The organism is Planotetraspora silvatica, assembly GCF_016863315.1.
In the GTDB taxonomy this organism is placed as follows: domain Bacteria; phylum Actinomycetota; class Actinomycetes; order Streptosporangiales; family Streptosporangiaceae; genus Planotetraspora; species Planotetraspora silvatica.
In genome coordinates this window covers 118336-129739 of the sequence record NZ_BOOQ01000010.1, presented here as the reverse complement: position 1 = coordinate 129739, position 11404 = coordinate 118336, and the positions used below count along the sequence as shown (strand labels likewise).

The following is an 11404-nucleotide window of genomic DNA, read 5'->3' as shown; positions in this document are numbered from 1 at the left end:
GATCTCCTTGCACTACAGCCGGTAGAGCTGTCACTCTACCGACCACACCGGTCGCTGGGACCGTCGGGTCAGGCTCCCGGAACGGGATTGCCCTTGAGCAGCGAACCCGCGGGCTCGCTGTAGCCGACACTGATGAGACGGCCGTTCTCGAAGGTGAAACTCGTGAGGCTGGCCAGCGCGCACTGGCGGCGGCGCGGGTCGTGCCACAGCCGCCGGCCCTCGGCCGCGAGGCGTGTCACCCAGATGGGCAACTGGTGGCTGACGAGCAGCGCCTCGTGCCCCCTCGCCTGCTCGCGCACGTCGTCGATGACCGCCTTCATGCGGGCGACGACCTCGCCGTACGGCTCGCCCCATGAGGGCTTGAACGGGTTTCTGAAGTGGCGGTAGTAGCGCGGGTCGCGGAAGACGCCGTCGCCACCCGCCACCCGCATGCCCTCGAAGACGTTGGACGCCTCGATCAGGCGATCATCGATCTTGACCGTGAGGTCCAGCGCCTCGGCCGACGGGGCCGCGGTCTCCTGGGCCCGCTCCATCGGCGAGCTGCGGATCTCCACGATGTCCCTGCCGCCGACCGCCTTGGCGACCAATTCGGCCATCTGCCTGCCGTTGGCCGACAGCGGATAACCCGGCAACCTGCCGTACAGGACGCCCGCGGGGTTGTGGACTTCACCGTGGCGCAGGAGGTGAACGATCGTGCTCTCAGTCATGGCGAAGACAGACTACCCGGCATCGAGATCGGCGCACGATGCACGCAGGGCCTCGACCGCGGCGCGGATGGCGGGGCGACGGGCCGCGTCGGTGCGCCAGACCGCGTAGAGCCGCCGGACCGGCCGGGGCTGGATCGCCACCACGCCGACGTTCTCGGGCAGCGGGCCGCGCCCGAGGCGCGGGATCAGCGCGCATCCGTGCCCTTCGGCCACCAGGGCGATCTGGGTGGGGTACTCGTCCGCCATGCAGACGATCTCCGGCTCCCTCTCGACCGAGCGGAGCAGGAAGCTCAGGAAGTCGTGACACACCGTGCCCGGGGAGGAGCTGATCCAGCTGTCACCGGGGAGGTCGGCGAGTTGCGCCTCGCGCCTGCCGGCCAGCGGGTGATCGGCCGGGACGATGACGTCCGCGATGTCGTCCATCAGCGCCGCGCGTGACAGGCCGTCGGGCATCGCCATCGGCCGGTTGAGCCAGTCCTGGACGACGGCGAGATCGATCTCTCCGCGCGAGACGTCCCGGAGTTGCCGCTCGGGCTCCCGCTCGTGGACCAGCAGGGCGAGGTCGGGATGGTCCTTCTTCAGCCGGGTGAGGGCACGCGGAAGGATGCCGCGGGCTGCTGTGGGAAAGGCCGCCATCGTCAGCTTTCCCACCACGGAGCCGCGCAGGGCCTCGAAGTCGGCCTCCGCGGTCTCGACCAGAGCGAGGATCCTCTCGGCGTGGTCCGCCAGCAGCCCCGCCGCGTCCGTCAGCTTCACGCCTCGCCCGTTGCGCTCCACGAGGACCGTGCCGGTCTCCCGCTCCAGCTTGGCGAGCTGCTGGGAGATGGCCGAGGGCGTGACCATCAGAGCGTCGGCGGCGGCTCCCACGGAACCGTAGACGGCCACCGCGTGCAGGGCCTTCAGCCGATTGAGATCCAACATGTAAGCCAGTCTAAAGCATCCGCCTTAGAAAATCTTGCTTGTGCTCAACTATTAAGCACTGCGAAGATATTGCCATGAGAATCCTCAACAAGCTCTTCACTAAGCCGACCCGTCCGTCCCACTCCGAGGTGTCGTATCTGGAGGCGCTGGCGACCAACGCGCGGCACAGCCGGACCGGTCGCCCCACCACCGCCCGCTGACGCCCCGCATCCCCCCACCAGCGCATGCGCGCTCGTCACGTAGCCCTGGCGGTCGGCCTCGCGGCCGTCTGGGGCTTCAACTTCGTCGTCATGGACGCGGGACTCAGGCACTATCCGCCGCTCATGTACGCGGCACTCCGCTTCCTTCTGGCCGCCTTCCCCGCGGTGCTGTTCGTCGGAAAGCCGCGGACTCCCTGGCGCTGGGTGCTCGCGACGGGAGCCACCCTCGGGGTCGCCCAGTACGGCCTGCTCCTGCTGGGCATGCGCGCCGGAATGCCCCCAGGATTGGCGTCCCTGGTGATCCAGGTTCAGGCGATCTTCACCGCGGCCTTCGCGGTGCCGCTGCTCGGTGAGCGGCCCGGGATCCGCCGCGTGTACGGCACGGCGATCGCCTTCGGCGGCCTAGCCCTGCTCACGATCGAACTGACCGGCGCCGTCCCCCTCGGCGCGTTCCTGCTCTGTGTGGGCGCCGCCGTGGCGTGGGGCCTCGGCAACGTGTTCATGCGGAAGGCGTCTCCCCGGACTCGCTCCGGTTCATGGTCTGGGTGAGCGCCGTCTCCTCGGTGCCGCTGCTCGTGCTGGCCGTGCTGGTCGAGGGGCCCTCCTCACTTGGCGTCGTCACCGCCGAGGGCGTGGGCGCCGTGCTGTACACCGCTCTCATCTCGACCCTGGGCGGGTTCGGCGTGTGGGGCCTGCTCCTCGCCCGGTACGACGCCTCGGTGGTCGCGCCGTACGCGCTGCTCGTCCCGATCTTCGGCCTGTCGTCGGCCGCGTTGTTCACCGGCGAGCCGATCTCTCCCGTCACCGTCGCGGCGGGCGTGCTGATCGTGGCCGGCCTGCTCTACGCCGGCAGGCGACCGGCACCGGCCGTCGCACCCGGCACCGATTACCTGCGCACACTCGTCGTCCGCGCCTGGGCCCGCCGCGCCGCCTCCAGGCCCGACACGGTGCTGCTGCCACCCTCAGCCGAGCCGAGCGACCGCCTCACCCCGTGACTCAGCCGCCCCTTTCTCCCTCGACAAGGAGAGATGGACGAAGAACACGGAGGCGATTGGAATGACCACGTTCAGTAACAGTGACGATGCTACGTTCGGCGACATGAGCAGCGGACTCGAGTACTGGCCGGCGCCGCCTCCCTGGGGCTGGACCGCTGACGATCTCGATTGCCCGCCGTCTGAAGGCCCGAACGGCGAGCCTGACTTCTTCAAGCGCGTCGAGCTGATCGATGGAGCCCTTGTCTTCAGGTCACCCCAGCGACGGTTCCACCAGCGCCTGATCCGCGGGCTGACGGAGCGACTCGACGCCCAGGCCCCCGACCGGCTCGCGACCGTCGACCAGATGGATGTGAAGCTCGGGCCTCGGATGCGCCCGTGCCCCGACGTTCTCGTGGTCACCGCGGAGGCGGCGGCCGACGATGAGCGGACGTTCTACAACCCCTCGGAAGTCCGTCTGGTCGTCGAGGTCGTCTCTCCTGACTCCGTCGACCGTGATCGCAAGACCAAGCCCCAGCGGTACGGCGAGGCGGGCATCCCGCATTTCTGGCGGGTCGAGGAGGACGACGGACGGCCGGTCGTGTACGTCTACGAGATCGATCCGGCCACCGGCCACTACGGCCTGACCGGCATCCATCACGAACGGCTGGCCGTGTCCGTGCCCTTCCCCATCGACATCGATCTCGCCGCGCTGGTCAAATGACGCTCAGGCCTGCGCGGCCGCCTTGGCGGCGATCGGAAGGGCCTCCGCGACGCGGGTGAGCGCCTCGTCGTCGTGGGCGGCCGACAGGAACCACGCCTCGTAGGCCGACGGAGGCAGGTAGACCCCCTGGTCGAGCATGCTGTGGAAGAAGGCCCGATAGGCGTCGGTGTTCTGCTCCCGGGCCGAATCGAAGTCCGTGACGGGCCGGTCGGTGAAGAAGATCGAGAACAGGTTGCCCGCCCGCTGGAGCCGGTGGGGGACGCCCGCCGCGGCCAGCGCGTCGGACGCGGCCCGGCCGATCACCAGGGCGGAGGCGTCCACCCGGTCGTACACGTCCTCGTCACAGGCCTGCAGCGTGGCCAGCCCGGCGGCGCAGGCGAGCGGATTGCCCGACAACGTCCCGGCCTGGTAGACGGGCCCCTCGGGCGCGAGAGCGGCCATCACGTCGGCCCGGCCGCCGAAGGCCGCCGCGGGCAGACCGCCGCCCATCACCTTCCCGAAGGTCATCAGGTCGGCCTCGACGGGGTCGATGCCGTACCAGCCCTCCGCGGAGACCCGGAACCCCGTCAGGACCTCGTCCATGATGAGCAGGGCGCCGTTCTCTGTGCACAACTCGCGCAGGCGCCGGTTGAACCCCTCCGCCGGCGGTACCACGCCCATGTTCGCCGGGCAGGCCTCGGTGATCACACAGGCGATCTCGAATGCCCGGAACGCCTCCTCCACGGCCTCCACCGAGTTGTACGGCAGGACGATCGTGTCGGCCGCCGACGCTCCGGTCACTCCCGGGGTGTCGGGCAGGCCGAAGGTGACCACTCCGGAGCCCGCCGAGGCGAGCAGCGCGTCCACGTGCCCGTGGTAGCAGCCGGCGAACTTGATGATCTTCGATCGTCCGGTGAAGCCCCGCGCGAGCCGTACGGCCGACATCGTGGCCTCGGTGCCCGAGCTGACCAGGCGGACCTTCTCCACCGGCTCGATCCTGGAGACGATCTCCTCGGCCAGCAGGACCTCGCCCTCGGTGGCGGTGCCGTAGGAGAACCCCCGCGACAACGCCTCCTCCACGGCCTCCACGACGGCGGGATGCCGGTGCCCGAGGATCATCGGGCCCCAGGAGCACACGAGGTCGACATAGCGGTTGCCGTCCACGTCGGTGATGTACGGTCCCTGACCTGCGGCCATGAACCGGGGAGTGCCGCCGACGGCGCCGAAGGCGCGCACCGGCGAGTTCACGCCGCCGGGGACGACCTCACGCGCGCGGGCGAACAGGGCCTCGGAGGATTGCGTTCGAGTCACGTCCCCCAGATTAGGGGCCGGGGCCGCCGGCGGCCGTACCGGATCACTCGAGAGCGTCGGCCAGCAGGTCGAGGACGCGGAGCGGATCGGGCAGCGGCCGCCCGTCAGGAGGCCTGATCCAGGTCACCGCCTCTCCGGTGGGCAACGTCGACGACGGCGCGAGGACGTAGCTGTCACGACAGTGCCAGCGCAGGCCCGGCGTGTTGTCGATGGTCTCAGGATCGGCGTCGAGGTGGCAGGACCACCATTCGTCCTCGTCGTCGGGGGCGCCACGGGTGGCGACGAAAAAAAGAACCCGGTCGCCGTTGGCGGCGACCGGGCCGGTCTCGAAGCCTGCTGCGTCCATCGCGGCGAGGGCGGGCAGGCCTGCCGCCGCCGGTACGTCGAAGACGTCGAACACCCTGCCTGTGGGAAGAATCACGTTGGTTTGGGGTTCCAGCTCCCACCACCGGGTCAGGAGCGCGGTGTCCGTCGTGGCCTGCATCTGCCAGGCAGGCGACAGCGGGTGCATGCCTGGCTCGGGACATCCGATGCGGTCGCAGGAACAGGCACGGCCGCCCTCGTCGAGCGGATAGGCGCCCATGCAAACGGGCCAGCCGAGTTGGGCGTATTCGAGCACCGATGTGATCTTCCGCGGCGCTCGGTGCGCACGCCGTTTCGTGCGACGAGCCAGCGGTACCCCCACCATGGTGCCCCTCCCCACAAGGAACGTGCTCCCGATAATGCCCTGTCGCCCCACACCGGTGTAGGGCGACCCCCCGTGATGGACGGTCAGGATAGTGTGCGGGCGACTTCTGTGGCCCAGTAGGTCAAGATCAGGTCGGCTCCGGCCCGCCGGATGGCGATGAGCGACTCCATGATGATCCGTTCCCGGTCGATCCAGCCGTTGGCGGCCGCCGCCTCGACCATGGCGTACTCGCCGCTCACCTGGTAGGCCGCGACCGGCACCTCCACCATCGCGCGCACCTGGCTCAGGATGTCCAGGTAGGCCAGGGCCGGCTTGACCATCACGGCGTCCGCGCCCTCGGCGAGGTCGAGCCGCACCTCTCGCAACGCCTCGCCGATCGGCCCGGCCGGGTCCTGCTGGTAGGCGTTGCGGTCGCCGAACTGCGGCGCGCACTCGGCGGCGTCGCGGAAGGGCCCGTAGAAACCGGAGGCGTACTTCGCGGAGTAGGCCAGGATCGGGATCTCGGCGAAGCCCTCGGCGTCCAGCGCCGCGCGGATGGCTCCGACCTGCCCGTCCATCATGCCGCTCGGCGCGATCACCTGCGATCCGGCGGCCGCCTGCGCGACCGCGGCCGAGGCGTACCGCTCCAGGGTGGCGTCGTTGTCCACCTCGCCCGCCGCGGTGAGCAGGCCACAGTGGCCGTGGTCGGTGTACTCGTCCAGGCAGGTGTCGGTCATCAGGACCAGTTGGTCGCCCATGTCCGCCGCGAGATCGCGCAGCGCGACCTGGACGATGCCCTCGGGATCGTCCGCGGCCGAGCCTCTGGCGTCCTTGTGGACCGGCACGCCGAACAGGATGACGCCGCCCACCCCGGCCTCCGCCGCCTCGTGGACGGCCTTGCGGAGCGAGTCGCGGGTGTGCTGGAACACACCTGGCATCGACCTCACGGGCTGCGGCTCGTCGATGCCCTCCTTGACGAACAACGGCAGGATCAGCTCGGCCGGATCCAGCCGCGTCCCCGCGACCATTCGGCGGAGCGGTGCCGTACGGCGCAGCCGGCGTGGCCGGGCCACCGGGAACTGAGCCAGGTCAGTCGCCGGCGGGAGATTACGGGAACGCGCGTTCACTGTGGACTCTCCGCTCGGGTTCGGAAGGCCCCACGACGACGTCGAGGCCCTCATGCGGTTCAACGCATCCGATCCGGGCGCGTCATCCCGCTCACTCACTTCACACGACGCCGGGCGCCCCTGCGAGTCTGGGAGGGCCTGCGAGGCACCTCGCCCGCGGAGATCGCCGCGTGCCGCTGCTTGGCACCATAGTCCGCGAGGGCGGCCGCCAGAGCGGAAGCCGATGGTTTGTCCGCCATCACGTCCACGCGCAGGCCGAACTCCTCGGCCGTCTTGGCGGTCTGCGGGCCGATCACGGCGATGACCGTGACGTTGTGCGGCTTGCCCGCGATGCCCACCAGGTTCCGCACCGTCGAGGACGAGGTGAACAGCACCGCGTCGAAACCGCCGCCCTTGATCGCCTCACGGATGGGCGCGGGCGGGGGCGCGGCGCGGACCGTCCGGTACGCCGTGACGTCGTCGCACTCCCAGCCGAGCTCGGTGAGCCCGGCGACCAGCGTCTCGGTCGCGATGTCGGCCCTGGGCAGCAGGACGCGGTTGATCGGGTCCAGCATCGAGTCGTACGGAGGCCACTCCGCCAGCAGCCCCTCCGACGACTGCTCGCCCGTGGGCATGAGGTCGGGTTTCACGCCGAACTCCACGAGGGCCTGGGCGGTGGGGTCGCCCACGGCGGCGACCTTCAGCCCGGCGAAGGCCCGGGCGTCCAGGCCGTACTCCTCGAACTTCTCCCGGACGGCCTTGACCGCGTTCGCGCTGGTGAAGGCCACCCACTCGTAGCGGCCCGTGACCAGGCCCTTGATCGCCCGGTCCATCTGCTGCGGGGTGCGCGGCGGCTCCACCGAGATGGTCGGGACCTCCTCCGGCACCGCGCCGTACGACCGCAGTTGCTCCGAGAGGCCCTCCGCCTGCTCCTTGGTACGCGGGACGAGCACCCGCCAGCCGAAGAGCGCCTTGGTCTCGAACCACGACAACTTGTCGCGCGCGGCGACGACGTCACCCACGACGATCACCGCCGGCTCGGTCATGCCCGCGTGCTTGAGATCAGGGCCGAGGCGGCCGAGCGACGACACGACCGTGTACTGCTCGGTCGTCGTTCCGTCGCTGGTGACCGCGACCGGGGTCGAGTCCGGCTTTCCTCCCGCGATCAGGGCCTTGCCGATCGGTACGGCGTCCGTGACCCCGTTGTAGATGACCAGGGTGCCCGTGCAGGCGGCGTGCGGCGCCCAGTCGTCGACCTGTGCCGCGTCCACGACGCGGAACTCGGGAACACCCGGCGCCGGCGGGATGCCCGCGTAGGTCAGCACCGCCGTGGCGGGCGGCACGCCTGGAACGATCTCGAACTCGATGTCCGCCTTGGCGCACGCCGCGACCTCGTCACCGACCGAGGAGAAGAACGACGGGTCTCCCGGGCACAGCCGGACCACGGTCCGCCCTGCCTTCGCGTGCTGGATCGTCCTCAGCGAGACCGAGTTCTCCGCGGCGTCCGGGGAGATGTCCATGACCTCCACGCCCGCGCGGCAATGGCGCAGCAGCGAGCCGTACGCCTCCTGATCGAGAACGACGACGTCGGCCCTGCCCAGCAGGTCGGCGCCGCGCAATGTGAGCAGGTTCGCGTCACCCGGTCCGGCGCCCACGAAGGCGACGAACCCGGAACGGGCCTGCGGACTGCGGTTCGCGGAGCTCAATGGGTCTGCTCCCCCATCAACGTATCGGCCCCTTCAGCGATCATGGCGGCCGCGAGATCACGGCCGAGGTCCATGGCCGCCGGAGGAGGTCCGGAGGCGGACTTGCGCACCGACCGCGCGCCGTCGGCGGCGACGACGACTGCGGTCAGATTGAGAATGTGCCCGTCACCGGACGCGAAAGCACCTACTGGTGCCGCGCAACCGGCCTCGAGGGCTGCGAGGACCGAGCGCTCGGCCGTCACGGCGGCCCGCGTACGCGGGTCGTCGAGGGCGCCGAGCAACTCGATCAGGTCTGTGCGGGAGGCCAGGCACTCGACGGCGAGGGCGCCCTGCCCGGGGGCCGGGACCATGGCATCGACATCGAAGATCTCCGAGATCTCCCTGTCGCGCCCGATCCTTTCCAGGCCGGCGGCGGCGAGCACGACACCGTCGAACTCACCCGAGGCTATCTTCCCGATGCGCGTGTCCGCGTTGCCGCGAATGGGCTGGTAGTCGAGGTCCGGCCGGAGCGAGCGGAGCTGGGCCACGCGACGCGGCGAACCGGTGCCGATCCGCGCCCCCGGCGGCAGGTCCGCCAGCTTGGCGTTGCTGACCAGCGCGTCACGCGGGTCGTCGCGGGGCAGGATGGCCGCGATCACGATCTGCTCGTCGGGCGTCGTGGGGAGATCCTTCAGCGAGTGGACCGCGAAGTCGATCGCACCCTCGGCCAGCTTGGCACGCAACTCGCTGACGAAGACGCCGGTGCCGCCGAGCTGGGTCAGCTGGGCCTTGGTGACGTCCCCGAAGGTGGTGATGCCGACCAGTTCCACCTCCCGGCCCGTCAGGCCGGTCAGCCGGTCGGCGACGGACTGCGACTGCGTGGTCGCCATCAGGCTCTTGCGCGTCCCGAGACGCAGGGCGGCGCTCACTGCTCGGCTCCCCTGCCATCGGATTCGCGGCGGTCGGCCTCGAGAGTGGCGAGCTCGATGCCGGAGACGGCGTCGGGCGCCTTCGGATCGAGGTCGAACAGCTCGCGGAGCGCCTCGGCGTAGTGATCGCCCCCAGGCGAGGTGGCCAGCTGCTTCACCCGCACCGTGGGCTCGTGGAGCAGCTTGTCGACGACCCTCCTGACGGTCTGGGTGACCTCGTCGCGCATTCGCGCGTCCAAGGTCGGCAGCCGCGACATCAGCCGGCCGATCTCCGCCTCGACCACCTGCGCGGCCTTGCTCCGCAGCGCGACCACCGTCGGGGTCACCTTGGCGGCCCGCTCGGAGTCGAGGTAGGCCGTGACCTCCTCGGCGATGATCCGCTTGACCGCGGTGATCGCCTCGGCATGACCGCCGTCACCGGTGCCCTCTCCCAGACCGGCCTGCTGCATCGACTCCAGGTCGACGAGCGTCACGCCGGGGATGGCGCGCACGCCCGGGTCGATGTCGTGCGGGAGCGCGAGGTCGAGGAGGAAGAGCCCGCCGGGCTCGCGTGTCTCCATCGCGGCCATGACCATCTCCGCCGTGACCGCGCGGGAGCCGGCCCCGACACAGGAGATCACCAGATCGGCCTGGGCGAGCTCCGCGGGAAGATCCGCCAGGTGGGCGGCCCTCCCGCCGACCGTCTCAGCCAGCCGTACGGCACGGGCGTGCGTGCGGTTGGCGATGACGATGTCCGTCACGCCGGCGCGGGACAGCGTTGCGGCGGACAGGGCGCTCATCGAACCGGCGCCGACGACCAGGGCCCGCCTGCCGGCGATCGGGCCGATCACCCGCTCGGCCAGGGTCAGGCCGACTCCCACCAGCGACGCGCCGGCCCGGTCGATGTCGGTGTCGGTGTGCGCGCGCTTGCCGACGCGCAGAGCGTGCTGCGCGAGCTCGTTGAGCGAGGACCCCGCCGTGCCCTGGTTCTGCGCGAGCCGCAGGGCGGAGCGGAACTGCCCGAGGATCTGCCCCTCGCCGACCACCATCGAGTCGAGCCCGCAGGTCACGTTGAACAGATGCTGGACCGCCCGGTCCTCGTAGTGCACGTAGAGGTGCCTGCCGAGCTGCTCCTGAGGCATGCCGGAGTGCGCGCTCAGCAGATCGCTGATGGCGGTCACACCACCGTGGAATCGATCGACGTCGGCGTAGACCTCGACCCGGTTGCAGGTGGAGACCACCAGGGCCTCGGCCACGTGCTCGCTCTGGCTGACGCCGTGCAGGAGCTTTTCGAGCGCATCGCCGCTGACCGTGACGCGCTCAAGAAGCGCCACGGGAGCGGACCGATGGCTCAGCCCGACGACGAGGAGGCTCATGAGCTCGCTCCGATCGATCGCTCATTCACTTGTTCAACCCCGCCTGGCCACTCCTCGGCCATGATGGGCCCTCCATTGGCCTTGCGCTGCTCGTGGAACGCAAGGATCTGCAGCTCGATAGATAAATCGACTTTACGGACATCTACGCCCTCAGGCACATTCAGCACGACAGGCGCGAAGTTCAAAATACTCGTGACACCCGCCTCCGTGACCCGATCGCAGACATGTTGCGCCGCGGTCGCCGGCGTGGCGATCACCACGATCGACACCGCGCGGCCGGCGATCACGGACTCCAGTTCGTCGGTGTGCTCCACGACGAGACCGGCGATCCGGTCGCCGACCACTGCGGGATCGGCGTCCAGGAGGCCCGCGATGCGAAATCCCCTGGATGCGAACCCGCCGTAGTTGGCGAGGGCCCGACCGAGGTTACCGACTCCGACGATGGCGACGGCCCAATCCTGGGTGAGACCAAGCTCACGTGAGATCTGGTAGATCAAGTATTGGACGTCGTAACCGACGCCACGCGTGCCGTACGAGCCGAGGTGGGACAGGTCCTTGCGGAGCTTCGCGGAGTTCACCCCCGCGGCCATCGCCAGGTCCTCCGAACTCACCGTCGGAGTTCCGCGCTCGGACAGCCCGTTGAGGGCACGCAGATAGAGCGGCAGTCTCGCGACGGTCGCGTCGGGAATGCCACGATCGCGTGCTTGCGGAATACGGCGTGTCACGTGCCGGTGCTCCAGGGGGACGGACGGCCGGTGCGTCCCCGGCCGCACGAGCGGATGCGACGGATGAACATCACATTAGTGCCTTTGTGAAGCTACGCACAAAGTGAGCGTCCGTTAACTGTCC

Annotated in this window: 13 protein-coding genes; 4 read left to right on the top strand and 9 right to left on the bottom strand. The window is 69.9% G+C overall.

Going from position 1 to position 11404, the window contains the following annotated elements:
- Positions 1 to 68: 68 nt before the first annotated feature.
- Positions 69 to 707, bottom strand: a complete 639-nt coding sequence (locus Psi02_RS09890) for a histidine phosphatase family protein (protein WP_203973153.1) — start codon at positions 705 to 707, stop codon at positions 69 to 71.
- Between the two features lie 12 nt (positions 708 to 719).
- Positions 720 to 1628, bottom strand: a complete 909-nt coding sequence (locus tag Psi02_RS09885; RefSeq protein WP_203973152.1) for a LysR family transcriptional regulator — start codon at positions 1626 to 1628, stop codon at positions 720 to 722.
- 74 nt (positions 1629 to 1702) lie between these two features.
- Between Psi02_RS09885 and Psi02_RS40675 the strand changes: the two genes are divergently transcribed.
- The 4 genes from Psi02_RS40675 (at position 1703) to Psi02_RS09870 (ending at position 3523) form a co-directional block, all read left to right on the top strand.
- Complete coding sequence (locus Psi02_RS40675) at positions 1703 to 1828, top strand: hypothetical protein (protein WP_275415177.1); 126 nt, start codon at positions 1703 to 1705, stop codon at positions 1826 to 1828.
- A 24-nt stretch (positions 1829 to 1852) separates the two neighbouring features.
- Entirely contained in the window at positions 1853 to 2377 is a 525-nt protein-coding gene (locus Psi02_RS09880; protein WP_203973151.1) for an EamA family transporter, read from the top strand.
- Entirely contained in the window at positions 2365 to 2823 is a 459-nt protein-coding gene (locus Psi02_RS09875; protein ID WP_203973150.1) for an EamA family transporter, read from the top strand. Before Psi02_RS09880 ends, Psi02_RS09875 begins: the two co-directional genes overlap by 13 nt.
- Before the next feature lie 103 nt (positions 2824 to 2926).
- Complete coding sequence (locus Psi02_RS09870; RefSeq protein ID WP_239094763.1) at positions 2927 to 3523, top strand: Uma2 family endonuclease; 597 nt, start codon at positions 2927 to 2929, stop codon at positions 3521 to 3523.
- A 3-nt stretch (positions 3524 to 3526) separates the two neighbouring features.
- Here Psi02_RS09870 and hemL read toward each other — a convergent pair whose 3' ends face one another.
- From hemL to Psi02_RS09835, 7 genes are all read right to left on the bottom strand, one after another.
- The gene (gene hemL / locus Psi02_RS09865) at positions 3527 to 4813 is read right to left on the bottom strand and encodes a glutamate-1-semialdehyde 2,1-aminomutase (RefSeq protein ID WP_203973148.1); all 1287 of its coding nucleotides are present in this window, start codon (positions 4811 to 4813) and stop codon (positions 3527 to 3529) included.
- Between the two features lie 43 nt (positions 4814 to 4856).
- Entirely contained in the window at positions 4857 to 5501 is a 645-nt protein-coding gene (locus Psi02_RS09860) for a bifunctional DNA primase/polymerase (protein ID WP_203973147.1), read from the bottom strand.
- Between the two features lie 83 nt (positions 5502 to 5584).
- Positions 5585 to 6607 (bottom strand): porphobilinogen synthase, encoded by a 1023-nt coding sequence (gene hemB, locus Psi02_RS09855; protein ID WP_239094762.1) that lies wholly within the window; start codon positions 6605 to 6607, stop codon positions 5585 to 5587.
- 95 nt (positions 6608 to 6702) lie between these two features.
- Positions 6703 to 8292, bottom strand: coding sequence for a bifunctional uroporphyrinogen-III C-methyltransferase/uroporphyrinogen-III synthase (locus tag Psi02_RS09850; protein ID WP_203973145.1), 1590 nt, complete (start codon positions 8290 to 8292; stop codon positions 6703 to 6705).
- Positions 8289 to 9200, bottom strand: a complete 912-nt coding sequence (gene hemC, locus Psi02_RS09845) for a hydroxymethylbilane synthase (protein ID WP_275415176.1) — start codon at positions 9198 to 9200, stop codon at positions 8289 to 8291. Before hemC ends, Psi02_RS09850 begins: the two co-directional genes overlap by 4 nt.
- Positions 9197 to 10555, bottom strand: a complete 1359-nt coding sequence (locus Psi02_RS09840) for a glutamyl-tRNA reductase (RefSeq protein ID WP_203973144.1) — start codon at positions 10553 to 10555, stop codon at positions 9197 to 9199. The genes hemC and Psi02_RS09840 overlap by 4 nt, the downstream gene beginning before the upstream one ends.
- A complete protein-coding gene (locus tag Psi02_RS09835) occupies positions 10552 to 11280 on the bottom strand; it encodes a redox-sensing transcriptional repressor Rex (protein WP_203954665.1) in 729 nt (242 codons plus the stop codon). Before Psi02_RS09835 ends, Psi02_RS09840 begins: the two co-directional genes overlap by 4 nt.
- Positions 11281 to 11404 lie beyond the last annotated feature (124 nt).